The following is a 15,737-nucleotide window of genomic DNA, read 5'->3' as shown; positions in this document are numbered from 1 at the left end:
GTCTCCCGCCGGCGGGGATCCGGGCGCGGGGTCAGGAGATGGTGATGAAGCGCGCGGTGCCCGGTACTCCCTGGAAGTCGAGGGCGAAGAGCATGTAGGTGCCCGGCAGGACCACCCCGGTGTCGGCGGGTATGGACACCGTGTAGGCGCCCGGTCCCGTGGATGTGGACGCCAGGGGGACCCGCCGCTGGTCGTTGTCGGTGGAGTGGGTCGCGGCCGCGGCCCGCATGAGGACGAAGGACGCCACCGGGTCGCGGGTGGAGACCGTCAGCGTGGAGCCGGGGGCCGTCCTGGAGGGGACCTCTCCGGTGATCTCCGGGCGGGGCTTCGGCGATCCGTCCGGGTTGAGCAGGTGGGGCGGGGTGAAGACGGCCCCGTCGGCGTGGTTCGTGGCGCAGTCGCCGCACAGGCCCCCGCCGCCGGAGAATATCCGCCCGTCGGGCAACAGGTTGGCCACGCTGTGGTAGTTGCGCGGAACGGCCATGGTGGCGAGCGGAGTGAAGACGCCGGTCGAGGGGTCCCACAGTTCGGGGGTCAGGACCGAGGTCGCGTCGCTGAAGGGCACCGGATGGGCCTGGCCGCCGAAGGCGATCACCTTGCCGTCGGGCAGGACCACGCTGTTGGCGAAGGCCCGGGCGTACTCCATGTCTCCGGTGCGAGCGGTTTCGACCTGGCTGCCCGAGATGCTCACGGTGTAGGCGCGGCGGGTGGCGGCGGTGTCCTGGTAGGCGGGCGAGCCACCCAGGGTGAGCAGTTTGCCGATGTCGTAGGCGACGGCGTTGCCTGTCATGGCGTCGGCGCTGTCGGCCCGGGTGCCCGCGGCGCTGATGCTGCCCGTGCCGGTGGTCGAGATCCAGTTCATCTGCTTGCTCGGGCCCAGTTGCAGCACCTTGCCGCCCGAAGTGGCGTGCAGCCACATGTGGTTGTCGGCTCGGTACGGTCCGGCCGGGTCGGCCGTGGACGCCTGGAGGGCGGGTACGCCGGGGAGTTGGCGCCAGGTCCCGGTGGCCGGCGACCAGGCCTCACCGGCCTTGTCTCCCGCCGGACCGCTCCAGGATCCGCCGAGGACGAAGGCCTCACCGGTCGAGAGGAGCGTCATGGCCTGGTAGCCGCGGGGGATGTTCATGCTGCTGGTGGCGGACCAGTCGTCGGTGACGGGATCGTAGATGCCGGCCTTCTCCGCGTTGCTGCCCCCGGTGACCAGGACGCGGCCGTCGGCCAGCATGGCTATGCCGGGGCAGAACATGTCGTGCCCGGTGTTGTCGATGCGGCGCTGGGTGACCTTGCCCGTCTTCAGGTCGAGGATCGCCGTCTGGGTGTAGCCGTTGCTGCCGCCGAAGCGGTCCACCGCGTACGCGGACCAGGCCAACAGCTTGTCCCCTGGCAGGACCGCGGTGGCCACGGGCACCAGGGGGAAGCCGGTGATCCGGCCCCAGGACCCGTGGACGGCCGGGTCGGCCGGCCCGCTCAGGCGGATCTCGGCGGCCGAGGTCCACGGGCCGCGGGCGCCGGCCTCGGTGGTCACGGTCAGCCGTACGAACCGGGTGGTCTCGCTGCGGGTGAAGGTGGCGGTCTTGACGGTGTCGTCGTCGCGCCAGGTGCCCGCGGCCACCGGTGCGGCGAAGGCGGTTCCGTCGGTGCTGGTGGTGACCGTGTACGCGCCCGCCCGGCCGTTGAAGCCGTTCGTGCGGGGGTGGTAGACGAGTGCGGAGACGGCGGCGGTGCGGTGCATGTCGATGGTGATGCTGTGCGGGAGGGGGGCCGGGGTCGCGGACCACCTGCTGTGCCAGAGCGTGCCGGTGTCCCCGTCCAGGACGTTGGCCGCGCGGCCGTTCTCCTTGGTCGTCTCCTCGTCGCTCGCCGCGGCCGTCCAGCCGGTCCGGGAAAGGTCCACCGTGGCCTGCGGGGTGCCGGGGTCGCCCAGCAGGCCGACCTCGGCGGCGGATGTCCACGGGCCGCGGCCGCCTGCCTCGGTGAGCGCCGTCAGCTTTACGAACCGGGCCCCTTGTGGGGCGAACCCGAGCGTTTTGGCGCTGCCGTCGTCCGCGAGCGTGCCGGTGGCGACCGGGGCCGGCCAATTCTGTCCGTCGACGCTGACGCTGATGGAGTACTCGCCGACGCGCCCGTTGGCCCCGTTGGTACGGGGGGTGTAGACGAGCGCCGAGACGACCGCCGTACGGTGCATGTCGATGGTGAGGGTGTGCGGGAGGGGCGCCGGAATGGCAGACCACCTGCTGTGCCAGAGGGTGCCGGTGTCCCCGTCGAGGACGTTGGCCGCGCGGCCGTTCTCCTTGGTCGTCTCCTCGTCGCTCGCCGCGGCCGTCCAGCCGGTCCGGTCGAGGACGGGAGCGGTCGGCTCCATGGCGTTGGCCGGCACGATGCCGTGGTGCGGCGACTGCACCGCCGCCTGCTCACCGAAGGGCGTGGGCGTGGGTCCGGGCGCCGGGGCGCGGCCGGCCCCGGCCTGGCTCACGACCCCGAGCCACGGCGTGAAGCCGATCAGCAGCGCGCCGAGGCCGAAGGCGATGAGCGAGCGGGATCGGCGTAGCGCGCGGGGCAGGGCGAGGAAGCGCCTGGACCTGGACTGCAATCTGACCTCCTGGGGCGAACCGGTATGCCCCATGGAAGATAGGTCGACGTGGCAGCAACTCACCTGAATCAGCAAAGAGTTGACGCAAAACCGCATCAGCCGGCGCGATCCGGAGGACACCGCTCGATGCTGTGGCCCCCTGGACCCTCACGGCCTAGCGCGGCACGGTGTCGTCGGCGGCGAACGGGCCGCCGTGGCCGGGCACGATCACGTCCGCCGCGGCGAGCACCCGCAGCCGGGGAAGCGCGCAGTACCTCGCGGTCCGGGGCCACCGGGTCGTCGGCCGGTCCGGCGGCGTGCCACCACAGGTCGCCGGCGAAGGCCACCACACCCGAGTCGGTTCCGGCCAGCAGGGTGATGTCCTCGTGGCTGTGTCCCGGTGTACGGATCAGCCTGAGGGAGGGGGTGAGTTCATAGCCCTCCGCGTCCCTGTTCTTCCACTGGTCGCCCTGGTACTCCACCTTGTGGTCGTGCACCCGGGCCCGGCCGAACAGGCCCACGTTCATGGTGTTGTCCGGGTGGTGGTGGCTGAGCACCACGTCGGTGATGTCCTCGGGGCCGAGCCCCAGTTCCGCGAGCGGGCCGAGGATGTCCTCGTGGCTTGCCACCATGCCCGGGCCGAAGATGAAGTGCCGGCCGCCGTCCGATACGTACGAGACGGTGGCGGCGACCCCGGGGCCGGTGGAGCCGACGTAGCCGGTGGTCAGGACCTTGTAGACGGCGCTGCGGCCGAGGGGCGCGTCGGCGCGGAGCTCCGTCGCGACGTCCGTCGCAGTGGGCGTCGTAGTCGTAGTGGCCGTCGCAGTGGCCGTCACAGTGGCCGTCGTGGATTCTGCCGTCGTGTTCAGCGCCGTGTTCGTCATGGCTGTGATCCTTCCGCACCCGCATGCGGTGAACGAGTGGCACACATGCCAGCGATCGCAGGTTTTGTGCCACCCGTGGCAGACTGCCCCCGTGCCGCCTTTCACGACCGTCGCCGCCTACGTTCCGCCCGGCGTCGGCATACTCGCCGTCGGGATCGTCACCGAGGTCTTCGGGCCGCACGGGCCGGGGCTGCCCGGCTTCGAATTCGCCCTGTGCGCGGACCGTCCCGGGCCGGTCCGCACCGACATCGGCGTGCCGCTCGCGATCGGGCACGGTCTCGACCGGCTGGCCTCGGCCGATCTCGTGATCGCCTTGCCGGGGGCCGATTTCCGTACACCGCCCGGTCCGGCCGTACTTGAGGCGCTGGTGTCCGCGCACGAGGGCGGCTCGGTGCTCGCGGCCCACTGCGTCGGTACGTTCGCGCTCGCCGAGGCCGGGCTGCTCGACGGGCTACGGGCCACCACCCACTGGCGGTTCGCCGAACTGCTGGCCCAGCGTCATCCTGACGTCGTCGTCGAACCCGACGCCCTCTACATCGACGAGGGCAGGATCGTCACGGGTGCGGGAGCCGCCGCCGGCTTCGACCTGTGCCTGCACCTGCTGAGGCGGGAGTACGGGGCCGCGAGGGCCAATGCCGTCGCCCGGGACATGGTGCTGCCCTCGCACCGCGACGGCGGGCAGGCCCAGTACCTCGCCGCGCCCGTCCCCGAGGACTGCCAGGACGAGCGGCTCTCCGAGGTGCTCGCCTGGGCCCGCGACAACCTCCACGAGCCGCTTCCCGTCACGGAACTGGCGCGCCGCGCCCTGATGAGCAAGCGCTCCTTCGCCCGCCGCTTCACCGCGGCGACCGGGACCACCCCGCACGCCTGGCTGCGGAACCTGCGCCTGAGCAGCGCCGAGGAACTCCTGGAGAGCACGGACCTGCCCGTCGAGGAGATCGCCCGCAGGGTCGGCTACGGAAGCGCGGCGGTCCTGCGCGAGCAGTTCGTGCGGCGCAGGGGAGTTCCGCCGCGCTCCTACCGCCGCACCTTCACCGGCACGCCCCAGCTGTATTGACTTGGCACGGGCCCCGGGGCGGATACGGCCCTGTCCTATGATCATTCCCGTGACCTCCGCACTGATCCTCATCGACCTGATGCCCCGCATCATCGACATGCCGGTCGCCCCCCACTCGGGTGACGAGGTACTGGCACGCTGCCTCCGGCTGGCCGAGGCGTTCCGGGCGAACGGGCGTCCCGTGGTGCTCGTCCGGGTGGACAGGCCCGGCGTAGCGGAGCAGCCGCCGGGCAGCGGCTTCGCCGGCGGGCTGGTGCGGCCCGGCGACGTCCTGATCGTCAAGCACACCGTCGGGGCCTTCCACGGCACCGGCCTCGACGACCGGTTGCGCGGCTTGGGCGTGGACACGCTGGTGCTCGCCGGGCTCGTCACCACGATGGGGGTGGAGTCCACGGCGCGGGCCGCGAGCGACCACGGCTACGAGCTGGAGTTCGTCGCCGACGCCATGTCCGGTTTCGCCGCCGAAGAGCACCGGTTCACCGTGGAGCGGATCTTTCCCCGGTTCGGCGACGTGCACGACACGGCGTACTACCTCTGATCGAGCAGCCGAGGCGGGCGCACGCACCGGGGATCCGGGTCCCCCACCCCGTGCCGCGTACGCCCGAAGATGACTGGACCACCCGAAGCACTGTACGAAGTCTCCTGTGAACGAAGAACAGACCCGGCCCGCGACCGTTCGCGTGTTCATCGCCCTCGCTCCGCCCGACGAAGCGAAGGAGGAACTCGCGCGCGAGCTGGGCCCCGCCTACACCGCTTACCCGCACATGCGGTGGAACCGCATCGAGGACTGGCACATCACCCTCGCGTTCCTCGGCGAACTGCCGGTCGCGACCGTTCCGCTGCTGCGGCCTCCCCTCGCGGAGCTCGCGGCGGCGCGCAGTCCCGTACGACTGGCCCTGCGCGGGGGCGGTCACTTCGGCGAGCGGGTGCTCTGGAGCGGGATCGACGGGGACCTCGACGGGCTGCACCGGCTCGCCTCCGATGTCCGCGCAGTGGTCAAGGAGTGCGGCATCCCCTTCGAAGACCGGCCGTTGCGCCCGCATCTGACCTTGGCCCGCGCCCGCCGGAACGATCCGTCCTCGGCGGTGGAGGCCGCCGCCGGACTCACGGCGTTCACCGGTCACCGCTGGCGGACGGAGCGTCTCCACCTGGTGGGCAGCAACATCGGCCGCGGCCCGGGGCCGATCCACTACCGCGACATCGAGGCCTGGGACCTCGGCGGCGGGGAGTACTGCCGCCCGCCGACCTCCGTTCGCGGCGGCAAAGAAATGCCTTGACGAAAAGCAGCTTACCGCTAAGCTACTTCCCGGGAATCTAATCGGGGGAGAGATCCACGTCGTCAAGGGCATGCGCGAGGAACGGGTGGCGGGCGAACGGTCGCTGCTCGTCGGGGTGGGAATCAGCGCGATCGGGATCGGGATGTACATCCCCTTCTCACTCGTCTTCTTCCACCACGTCACCGGCCTCTCCTTCACCCTCGTCGGCGTCGTGCTGACGGCGACCGGCCTGGCCGGACTCGCCGTCATGCCGCTCGCCGGCTCGGCGGTCGACCGGTTCGGTGCCAAGAAGGTCAACCTGCTGCTCTACGCGGTCCGGTCCCTCGGCTTCGCCCTCTACCCGCTCGCCGGGTCGCTCCCCGCCTTCGCCGCCGTCGCGCTGGTCACCGCCCTCGCCGACCGGTCCTTCCCCGTCGTGCAGCAGTCACTCATCGGGGAAGTGGCCCGGGGCGGCGCCCGCGACCGGCTCCAGGCCTCCATCCGGGCCCTGCAGAACGCGGGCATGGGCGCCGGCGCGCTCGTCGTGTCCGGGGTGCTGGCCCTGTGGGGCACGGACGGGTTCACCTACACCGCCTGGGGCAACGCGGTCGCCTTCGCGCTCGCCGGACTGCTGGTCAGCCGCGTGAAGCGGGTAGAGGGCCGCGCGAACGGCGAGCCCGGATCGGCCGGATCGGCCGGATCGGCCAAGCGTCCGCCTGCGGGCTACCGGATGGTGCTCGCCGACCGGCCCTTCCTGGGCCTGACCGCCGCCAACTTCCTGACCGCGCTCGGGTACTCGGCCCTGTCGGTGCTCTTCCCGCTCTACATCAGCACCTGGCTGCACGGACCCGACTCCCTCACCGGCGCGGCCTTCACGGTCAACACCGCGCTCTGCGCCGGGATCGGCGTCCTGATCGCGGGCCGGGTCCGCCGTTCCGGAGCTCGCCGGACCCGCTCCGCGGCCCTCGGGGCGCTGCTCTTCGCCGCGGCCTTCGTGGGGCAGATCGCGCTCGGCACGGTCCGCCCCGGGCAGACCGCGACGCTGATCGCCCTGCTGGTCATCGTGGTGGTCTACACGGTCGGCGAGCTGGTGCACAGCCCCTCGGGCGGCGCCCTGTCGGTCTCGGCCGCGCCCGAGGGAGTACGCGGCCGCTACCTCGCCACGTACCAGCTGTCGTACTCCCTGGCCTCCGCCCTGGCCCCGTCCCTCTTCACCGGACTGCTCGCGCTCGACGGGCGCCTGCCCTGGGCCTTCCTGACCGTCGCCGCGCTCGGCGCCGCGTTCGCCCTGACCCGGCTGGAGCGCCACCTCCCGGCGGAGGCGGTGTACGCCACCCGTCCGTCCCCGGCTCCGGCCCCGCCGGCCGCGGCGGAAGCGGCTCCCCGCGAGCCGGTCACCGCTTCCTGAGCCGCCCTGCCCCGCCGGGACGACCGCGGCCGCCCGAGTACCGCCTTGCGCGCAAAAGCCTGATCAGGCGGGCTGCCACAGCTCGATCCGGTTGCCCTCGGGATCGGTGACCCAGCCGAACCGGCCGACACCCTGCATGTCCTGGGTCTCCGGGGCCACGTCCGCTCCCCCGGCGCGCAGCTGCGCGAGCATCGCGTCCAGGTCACGGACCCGGAAGTTGAGCATGGACTGCTGGGCACGGGATCCGAAGTAGTCGGTACCGGACTCGAACGTCGCGAAGACCGTCGGCCCGGCCGCCTGGCGCCACAGACCGTGTTCGTCCGAGTCCAGGCCCAGGCAGTCGCGGTACCACGCGCCCAGGGCCGCCGGATCGGCGGCCCGCATGAAGTATCCACCGATCCCCAGCACACGTTCCATGCCGCGATCCTGCCAGGACGGCGATCGGGCGTGGTGTCACCACGCCATCGGCCGCCGCACGGCCGGTGGCCAGTTCGGCCCAGTCCCGCCGGGAACCGGTCGCCAGGTTGGCGTGGAAGCGGTAGCGGTAGCGGTAGCGGTAGCGGTCGGCGCGGTAGACGACGCGGGTGAACTCGCAGGGGCGGTCGTGCTGGTCGAAGCTGAGCTGCTCGATGCGCAGCACGGGAGCGCCTCCGGGGCGAGGTGCGCCGGGTCCGCGGTGGCGCGGTCGCCCCCTGGATGACCGAGGCCACATGACGATCGCCACGTGATCGCCGCCCGGAGACCCCGGGACGGCAAGAACGCCGCCCGCGGCCCCGAGGGGCCGCGGGCGGCGCGTCACGTCCTGCCGCCGGTACCTGCTAGTCGGTGCCGAACTCCATCGCGGCGCGGTCCAGCAGCTCGTCGTCGCCGGAGACCTCGCCACGGGAGGCGATGGCCTCGGCGCCACCCTCGGGCATGGCGCCGATCAGGCCGGAGCCCGGTGCCTCGACGGCGCCGATCAGCGCGGGGTGGGTCGTACCGACGATGCCGAGGCCGGCGTACTGCTCGAGCTTCGCGCGGGAGTCGGCGATGTCGAGGTTGCGCATGGTGAGCTGGCCGATGCGGTCCACGGGACCGAAGGCCGAGTCCTCGGTGCGCTCCATGGACAGCTTGTCCGGGTGGTAGCTGAACGCCGGGCCCGTGGTGTTCAGGATCGAGTAGTCCTCGCCGCGCCGCAGCCGCAGCGTCACCTCTCCGGTGATCGCCGTACCCACCCAGCGCTGCAGCGACTCCCGGATCATCAGCGCCTGCGGGTCGAGCCAGCGGCCCTCGTACATGAGGCGGCCGAGGCGCCGTCCCTCGTTGTGGTACTGGGCGACGGTGTCCTCGTTGTGGATCGCGTTGACGAGGCGCTCGTACACGGCGTGCAGCAGGGCCAGGCCCGGAGCCTCGTAGATGCCGCGGCTCTTGGCCTCGATGATCCGGTTCTCGATCTGGTCCGACATGCCCAGCCCGTGGCGGCCGCCGATGGCGTTCGCCTCCATGACCAGGTCGACGGCGGAGGCGAACTCCTTGCCGTTGATGGTGACCGGGCGGCCCTGCTCGAAGCCGATGGTCACGTCTTCGGTGGCGATCTCGACCTCGGGGTCCCAGAACCGGACGCCCATGATCGGGTCCACGGTCTCGACACCGGTGTCGAGGTGCTCGAGGGTCTTGGCCTCGTGGGTGGCGCCCCAGATGTTGGCGTCGGTGGAGTAGGCCTTCTCGGTGCTGTCGCGGTAGGGCAGCTCGTGGGCGAGCAGCCACTCCGACATCTCCTTGCGGCCACCGAGCTCGGTGACGAAGTCGGCGTCGAGCCACGGCTTGTAGATGCGCAGGTGCGGGTTGGCGAGCAGGCCGTAGCGGTAGAACCGCTCGATGTCATTGCCCTTGAAGGTCGACCCGTCGCCCCAGATCTGTACGTCGTCCTCGAGCATCGCGCGGACCAGCAGGGTGCCGGTGACTGCGCGCCCGAGCGGCGTCGTGTTGAAGTAGGCGCGACCGCCCGAGCGGATGTGGAACGCGCCGCAGGCGAGAGCGGCCAGGCCCTCCTCCACGAGCGCCGCACGGCAGTCGACCAGGCGCGCGATCTCGGCGCCGTACGCCGTGGCCCGTACGGGCACCGACGCGATGTCGGGCTCGTCGTACTGGCCGATGTCGGCGGTGTAGGTGCAGGGGACGGCACCCTTGTCGCGCATCCAGGCGACGGCGACGGAGGTGTCGAGGCCGCCGGAGAAGGCGATACCGACGCGCTCGCCGGTGGGCAGGGAGGTGAGAACCTTTGACATGGGATGAGTATGCGCGATGATGCATGTTCATGCAAAATGACGGGCCGTTGAAATTTTCGCGAGCCCGCCCGCCCCCGCCCCCGCCTCGGCGCGCGGCGGTTCAGCCGGTCCTGGTGGCGAAGGGGCCTGCGGCCGCGAAGGCGTGGCGGGCGAAGTTCTCGGCGATGCGCGCGTGACCCGCGGGGTCGGGGTGGAGGTCGTCCGGCAGCGGCAGCTCGGCGTGGTCGGCGGCGCCGTAGAGCTCGCGGCCGTCGAGGTAGTGCAGGTGGGGGTCGTCGGCCGCCCGCTGTCCGACAACCCCGGCGAGCGCCTCGCGGACGACGTTGAGCGTCAGGCGCCCTGCGGCCCGTTCGGCCGGGTCCCCCAGGGCCTTGAACCGCAGCGTCCCGTCGCTGAAGTCGGTGGCGAGGGGGCCCGGGGTGTCCTCCTGGATCGGGCACAGGATGGGCGAGACGACCAGCAGCGGCGTGTCCGGATGACCTTCGCGGATGGTGTCGAGGAAGCCGTGGACCGCGGGGGCGAAGGCACGCAGCCGCATCAGATCGAAGTTGACGATGTTGATGCCGATCTTGACGCTGATCAGGTCGGCGGGGGTGTCGCGCACCGCGCGGGCGGTGAAGGGGTCCAGCAGCGCGCTGCCGGAGAACCCCATGTTGACCAGGTCCACCGCACCCCGGGCCGCGGCCAGGGCCGGCCAGGTGCCGGTCGGGCGGTCCGCGTTCGAACCGTGGCTGATGGAGCTGCCGTGGTGCAGCCACACCCTGCGCCCGCTGTCCGGAGCCGGTGTGACAGGGGCGTCGGTGCGCAGGGCGATCAGCTCGGTGATCTCGGTGTGGGGGAGCCAGATCTCGACGCTCTTGTCCCGTGCGGGCAGACCGGTGAAGCGGGCGGTGCCGGGCGGGCCTTCTTCGAGTTCGGCGGCCTGGGTGGCCAGGTCCAGGGTGCGTACCCTGCCGCCGGGCACGGTGGCCAGGGCCGTGAGAACTCCGTCGATCACCAAGTCGTACGCGCCGTCCGGCGGGGCCGGGAAGCCCCGGTAGGCCCTCTTGGTGGGCAGGGCCTCCAGCTCGATGACGGTGGCCCGGGTGCGGAAGGCCAGGCGGACGCCGGACGGGCGGGCCTCTGCCGTGGCCAGCTGGTCATCGGGGATCTGCTTGCGGGCCCGGGCGGGCAGCCGGTGGGGCAGCAGGCCGTGTTCCGTGCGTTCCACGTCGACGGCGCCGCGCAGGAGGTCCGCCGTGACGGGCGTGGTGATCCAGTCGTGTTCGGGGTTCATCGCCTCAGCCTCGTGGTCATCGGGTTTCGGTGGTCCGGTTGCGCAGCATCACGTCGAGCGAGTCCACGATCCAGTCCCAGGACTCCTGCGGGTCGACGGCGGTGTGGCTGAAGCCTCCGCCCAGCTCCAGGCTGACGTAGCCGTGGAAGACACTGCCCAGCATCCGTACCGCGTGGGTCTGGTCGGGTTCCGCGAGGTCGTAGCCGCGCAGGATCGCCCGCGTCATCTGGGCGTGCCGGACGCCCGCGCTGGCGGCCGCGGTCTGCGGGTCGAGCCGGAGCCGGGCCGCGTCGTAGCGGCCGGGGTGCCGGCGGGCGTAGTCACGGTAGGCATCGGCGAAGGCGGCCAGCGCGTCCTTGCCGGCGCGGCCTGCCAGGGCCGCCGCGACCCGGTCGGCCAGTTCCTCCAGGGCGAACAGGGCGATCCGGGTCTTGAGGTCCTGCGAGTTCTTCAGGTGCGAGTACAGACTCGCGACCTTGACGTCGAACCGCCGGGCGAGCGCCGAGACGGTCACCTGTCCGAAGCCGACCTCGTCGGCGAGCTCGGCGCCCGCCCGGGTCAGCCGCTCCGCGGTCAGTCCCACTCGAACCATCATGCACCTCCTATCTGGCGATAAGCATTATGCATTTGCCTAAAGCTTTTAGGCAAATTAGCCTGCCGTTATGAAGCCGCTGACCGAGCAAGAGATCCGCACCGCGTTCGTGAACTGCACCAAGGGCGAGGCGAAGCGCCTGACCGTCCCCCGCGATCTGGCCGAACAGCCCTGGGAGGACCTGGACTTCCTCGGCTGGCGGGACCCCCGGGCCCCCGAACGCGCCTACCTCGCCACCTGGCAGGACGGCCGCCCGGTCGCGCTCGCGCTGCGCACCTCCGGCGCCGGCTCCTCCTCGCAGGCGCGCCGCAGCATGTGCTCCCTGTGTCTGACCACCCACACCGGGGGCGTCTCGCTGATGGTGGCGCCGAAAGCCGGCAAGGCCGGGCAGCAGGGCAACTCCGTGGGCGCCTACGTCTGCGCCGACCTCGCCTGCTCGCTCTACCTGCGCGGCAGGAAGGACGCGGGCCCCGGCGCGCGGCTCCACGAGTCGCTCACGCTGGAGGAGCAGATCCAGCGGACGGCCGCGAACCTCGCGGTGTTCTTCTCCAACGTCACCGCCTGATACTCCGTACGAGCCCTCTTCGCTGCCCATTCGGCTCCACAAGCCGAGTTCATGATCATCAGGCTGCCCGGAAATCGTTTTGATGCTGCCATCCGGCCGTAGGCGATCTGGGAGGGCTGCGTGACGACGATGCCATCGACACACCGTGGACGAGTTCAGCGACGAGGCAAGACGTGGAGCGTGGCCGGGGTGGTCGCCGGGGCGCTGTTCGTCGTCGCCGCCGCGCCGCAGGCCGATGCGGGACGGCAGGCCGATGCCGGGCGGCGCTCCGCGGGCGAACAGGCCGCCTCCGTCGAGCTGCTGGTCGGCCGGCTCCTCGACGACGGAGGCCGGCGGTGCGCGATGGACGACTTCCGGGCCGGGCTGTGCGGCGGGCTGGAGCGGCAGCTCGTCCGGGCCACCTCCAGCGGAGCCGGTTCCGTGGTGCGCGACCCCTCCTCCCGCGGCGCGGCCCGGGCGGCGGCGCACACGGTCGTCCTGCCCACCGACGCCGCCAGCCCACTCGAGATCGCCCTCGCCGGACCGGGACTGCTCACCTATGTGACCGTGCACGACGGCCACGGCCGCTACGTGGCCGGCGCCCTGGGCGCCCGGGGGCACCGCTGGGTCAACACCGAGCCGTTGCGGGCCGGTGAGACCTACACCGTCCGGGTCGGGGCGCAGGACGTGGCCGGCACCCCGGTCGGCGTCACCATGCAGTTCCGGACCGCGGCCGCGGCCCAGGACGACCGGCTCACCGCCGAGTTCGGGCCCCGCCCCGGCACGTACGGGGCCGGGCAGATCGTGACGGCCTCCCTGAGCCGCCCCGTCCCCGCCGCCGACCGGGCCGCGCGGGTCCGGCTGGAGCGGGCCTTGCAGGTCACCTCGGAGCCGGCCGTCGAGGGGGCCTGGCACTGGGTCGACGAATCGACACTGCACTACCGGCCCCGCACCTACTGGCCCGCCCACGCCGTGGTGAGCGTGGTCAGCGGTCTCGACGGGGTGGAGGTCGGGGAACGGGAGTACGGCGGCCCCTCGGAGTCCCTGCGGTTGACCATCGGGGAACGGATCGAGGCGATCACCGACGCCGCCGCGCACGAGATGACCGTACGGCGCAACGGCCGGACCGTGCGGACCATCCCGGTGACCACCGGCAAGGCGGGCTTCCTGACGCGCAGCGGCATCAAGGTCGTACTGGGCAAGGAGCGCAAGGTGCGGATGCGCGGGGACACGGTCGGCATCAAGCGCGGTACGAGCGAGTTCTACGACCTGCCCGTCTTCTACGCGACCCGGGTGACGTGGAGCGGCGAGTACGTGCACGCCGCGCCCTGGTCGGTCGACGCGCAGGGCGAGGAGAACGTCAGCCACGGCTGCACGGGCATGAGCACGGCCGACGCGGCCTGGTTCTTCGACACGGTGCGGGAGGGGGACGTGGTGTCGGTGGTGAACAGCGGTGGTGAGCCGATGGCGCCTTTCGCCAACGGGTTCGGGGACTGGAATCTGGACTGGGCGGCCTGGCTGGCCGGCAGCGCCCTGGGCGGCGATCCCGATTCCCCGCTCGCGCCCGCCTCCCTCCGCCCGTCGGCCCACGGACAGTCCCGGCTCCACCCCCTCACCTGAGCGGGGCGGGTCCTCCGGCCGGGCGGGCACGCCGGCTTCGGTAGCATCCGGTCCGTGCCCACCTCCCACTCCCCCGCAGCCAACGGGATCGACGTCGTCCTGCTGACCATGAACGACCGCCCCGACGAGGAGGCGGCGGCCGTCCGGACGCTCCTCGCGCAGGAGGACGTCGAACTCCACCTCGTCATCGTCGGCAACGGCTGCCACCCCTCGCTCTCCGTGCCCGGGGCCACCGTCGTCACCCTCCCGGAGAACCTCGGCATCCCCGAGGGCCGCAACCGCGGCGCACTCGCCCTGCGGGACACGGGCAGCGAGTTCCTGTTCTTCCTCGACAACGACGCGTCCTTCCCGCGGCCCGACGTCCTGTCCCGACTGGTGGCCGAAGCCCGCCGGCGCCCGGAGGCCGCGTACGTCCAGCCGCGGCTGACCGGGCCCGACGACACCACGACGCCGCGCCGTTGGGTGCCCCGCCTGCGCGCCGGTGATCCGGGCCGGCCCGGCACCATCGCCACCATGACCGAGGGCGTGGTCCTGGTCCGCCGGGACGCCTTCGACGCGGCCGGGGGCTGGGCCGACTTCTTCCTCTACCACGAGGGAATCGACCTCGCGTACCGGCTGTGGGACCGGGGCGGCGCCGGCTGGTACGCGGCGCAGGTCCGGATGCACCACCCCGTCACCAGCCCCACCCGGCACGCGCTCTTCCACCGGCTGGCCGCCCGCAACCGCGTCTGGCTCGCCTACCGCAACCTCCCCGGGCCCCTCATCCCGGCGTACCTGGGCATCTGGACGGCCGTCACGGCGCTGCGCGGACTGCGGGGCGGTGGAATGCGGGACTCGCTCCAGGGGCTTCGCGAAGGGTGGGCGGCCCGGCACGAGCAGGTGCGGCGGCCCATGCGCTGGCGCACCGTGGTGCGCCTCACGGCCGCCGGGCGGCCGCCGGTGCTCTGAGCCACCGGCCCGCCCGTGCTGCGGCGCGCGTCAGGGGCCGGTGCGGCGGGCCGCGTCGTACGCCGTGAGGGAGGCCGCGAGGTGGCGGGCGCCGGTGGGGTCGGTGGCGTCGTGGCCGGTGAGCAGGCGGATCCGGCCCAGGCGGTAGGTCAGGGTGTTGCGGTGCACGGTGAGGGCTGTGGCGGCCTCGGCACGCCGATAGCCGGCCGCGATGAACTCCCGGAGCGTGGCGATCAGATGGGGCTGGTCATCGAGGGGTGCCAGGACGCGGGCCAGGGCGTCGCGGGCGGGTCCGGGCCGCACGAGCTGGTACTCGACGGCCAGGTCGGCCAGCCGGTAGAGGCCCGGCGGACGCCCCGTGTCCTCGGCCAGGGAGAGCACTTCGGACGCCTCCGCCTGGGCTTGCGGGATCGATCCGTGGTCCTCGGCGACGGCGGCCGCCGCCGTGCACCGCAGTGCGGCCGCCGCGTCGAGCCGGGCGAGCAGCCGCCGGGTGGTCCCGTCCGGCCCGCACGGGACGAGCAGGACTCCCCCTTCGCCCTTGAAGGTGGCCAGTACCTCGGGATTGCCGTCCAGTTCGGAACGCACGGCGCGCAGGATGCGGTTCGTCGCGCCGCCGGGTGCTTCGGGGAGCCGCAGGACGACCACCTCGTACCGTTCGGCGAGGGTGCGCCCGTAGCGTTCGGCCGCGCGGCGGGCCGGCCGCCCGGCGAGCAGGACCCCGGCGAGGTTGCGGCCGTGTTCGCGCTGCTCCCAGTCGAGGTCGGCCTGTTCGCGCAGGTAGGCCTCGGCAACCTTGGGCATGACCTCGCCGAGGAATGCCAGCAGCCCCGTGACCAGGTCGTACGGGTCGACGGCGGGGTCGGGGCCGGCCGCCGCCAGCTCCCAGGCCCGGCTCGCGCCGAGCGGGTAGACGCGTAGCACCGCCTCCAAAGGGACCCCGTCGCGGGCCCGCTCCGCGCCCCAGGCCACGGGCGCGGCCAATTCGGCCTCGGTCGGCGGGCGTCCCTCGGCGACGGTGGTGAAGAACAGCTTCAGCACGGCTTCGGTGTTCGCGAGGAGGTCTCCGCCGAGGACGCTGTCGGGCAACAGCCGGTAGGCGGGGATGTCGGCGGTGAGCCGGGAGACGGCCTCGGCCGCCATCTCCGGTATCCGGGGCAGCAGCGCGGCGACGAGCCCCGGCGCGGCACGCTCGGCGGCCCCGGGTCCGCCGGCCCCGCCTCCTGGCCCGGCCCCACCCCCTGCCGCGGACCCGTCCGGCACCGCATCCGGCTTCGCCGCCCCGCCCGCGTCGTCCATCCCCGCATTGTCACCGC

At 72.5% G+C, this 15,737-nt stretch carries 13 protein-coding genes and 2 pseudogenes; 7 read left to right on the top strand and 8 right to left on the bottom strand.

Features of this window, described 5'->3' with window-relative positions:
* Positions 1-31: 31 nt before the first annotated feature.
* Both OTB20_RS04800 and OTB20_RS04795 read right to left on the bottom strand, forming a co-directional pair.
* On the bottom strand, positions 32-2,590 hold the full coding sequence (locus OTB20_RS04800) for a discoidin domain-containing protein (RefSeq protein WP_267815340.1): 2,559 nt from the start codon (positions 2,588-2,590) through the stop codon (positions 32-34).
* 154 nt (positions 2,591-2,744) lie between these two features.
* Positions 2,745-3,297 (bottom strand): annotated as a pseudogene (locus tag OTB20_RS04795) (MBL fold metallo-hydrolase).
* A gap of 247 nt (positions 3,298-3,544) precedes the next feature.
* Between OTB20_RS04795 and OTB20_RS04790 the strand changes: the two are divergent.
* From OTB20_RS04790 to OTB20_RS04775, 4 genes are all read left to right on the top strand, one after another.
* Entirely contained in the window at positions 3,545-4,510 is a 966-nt protein-coding gene (locus OTB20_RS04790) for a GlxA family transcriptional regulator (protein ID WP_267815339.1), read from the top strand.
* A 49-nt stretch (positions 4,511-4,559) separates the two neighbouring features.
* On the top strand, positions 4,560-5,048 hold the full coding sequence (locus tag OTB20_RS04785; RefSeq protein WP_420716326.1) for an isochorismatase family protein: 489 nt from the start codon (positions 4,560-4,562) through the stop codon (positions 5,046-5,048).
* A 106-nt stretch (positions 5,049-5,154) separates the two neighbouring features.
* Entirely contained in the window at positions 5,155-5,787 is a 633-nt protein-coding gene (thpR, locus tag OTB20_RS04780) for an RNA 2',3'-cyclic phosphodiesterase (protein ID WP_267815337.1), read from the top strand.
* A 70-nt stretch (positions 5,788-5,857) separates the two neighbouring features.
* Complete coding sequence (locus OTB20_RS04775; RefSeq protein ID WP_267815336.1) at positions 5,858-7,174, top strand: MFS transporter; 1,317 nt, start codon at positions 5,858-5,860, stop codon at positions 7,172-7,174.
* 63 nt (positions 7,175-7,237) lie between these two features.
* On the opposite strand, the gene OTB20_RS04770 is transcribed toward OTB20_RS04775, so the two are convergent.
* The 5 genes and pseudogenes from OTB20_RS04770 to OTB20_RS04755 all read right to left on the bottom strand — a co-directional run bounded on the left by OTB20_RS04770 (position 7,238) and on the right by OTB20_RS04755 (position 11,309).
* Positions 7,238-7,591, bottom strand: coding sequence for a VOC family protein (locus tag OTB20_RS04770; RefSeq protein ID WP_267815335.1), 354 nt, complete (start codon positions 7,589-7,591; stop codon positions 7,238-7,240).
* A 148-nt stretch (positions 7,592-7,739) separates the two neighbouring features.
* A pseudogene (locus OTB20_RS42715) lies at positions 7,740-7,886 on the bottom strand (UTRA domain-containing protein); the annotation flags it as partial.
* 106 nt (positions 7,887-7,992) lie between these two features.
* Entirely contained in the window at positions 7,993-9,441 is a 1,449-nt protein-coding gene (gene argG, locus OTB20_RS04765; RefSeq protein WP_267815334.1) for an argininosuccinate synthase, read from the bottom strand.
* Positions 9,442-9,541: 100 nt separating this feature from the next.
* A complete protein-coding gene (locus tag OTB20_RS04760; RefSeq protein WP_267815333.1) occupies positions 9,542-10,717 on the bottom strand; it encodes a GDSL-type esterase/lipase family protein in 1,176 nt (391 codons plus the stop codon).
* A gap of 16 nt (positions 10,718-10,733) precedes the next feature.
* The gene (locus OTB20_RS04755) at positions 10,734-11,309 is read right to left on the bottom strand and encodes a TetR/AcrR family transcriptional regulator (RefSeq protein ID WP_267815371.1); all 576 of its coding nucleotides are present in this window, start codon (positions 11,307-11,309) and stop codon (positions 10,734-10,736) included.
* Between the two features lie 70 nt (positions 11,310-11,379).
* On the opposite strand from OTB20_RS04755, the gene OTB20_RS04750 reads away from it, so the two are divergent.
* From OTB20_RS04750 to OTB20_RS04740, 3 genes are all read left to right on the top strand, one after another.
* Positions 11,380-11,874, top strand: a complete 495-nt coding sequence (locus tag OTB20_RS04750) for an FBP domain-containing protein (RefSeq protein ID WP_267815332.1) — start codon at positions 11,380-11,382, stop codon at positions 11,872-11,874.
* Positions 11,875-12,054: 180 nt separating this feature from the next.
* Positions 12,055-13,473, top strand: a complete 1,419-nt coding sequence (locus tag OTB20_RS04745; protein ID WP_267815331.1) for a L,D-transpeptidase — start codon at positions 12,055-12,057, stop codon at positions 13,471-13,473.
* A 54-nt stretch (positions 13,474-13,527) separates the two neighbouring features.
* The gene (locus OTB20_RS04740) at positions 13,528-14,421 is read left to right on the top strand and encodes a glycosyltransferase family 2 protein (protein WP_324290334.1); all 894 of its coding nucleotides are present in this window, start codon (positions 13,528-13,530) and stop codon (positions 14,419-14,421) included.
* Positions 14,422-14,451: 30 nt separating this feature from the next.
* Here the strand turns inward: OTB20_RS04740 and OTB20_RS04735 are convergent, their stop codons facing one another.
* Entirely contained in the window at positions 14,452-15,720 is a 1,269-nt protein-coding gene (locus tag OTB20_RS04735; RefSeq protein ID WP_267815330.1) for a PucR family transcriptional regulator, read from the bottom strand.
* Between the last annotated feature and the right edge of the window lie 17 nt (positions 15,721-15,737).

This window comes from Streptomyces sp. H27-H1 (assembly GCF_026627445.1).
Lineage (GTDB): Bacteria > Actinomycetota > Actinomycetes > Streptomycetales > Streptomycetaceae > Streptomyces.
Note: the sequence above shows the minus strand (reverse complement) of the source record. Positions and strands in the feature narration are given on the sequence as shown.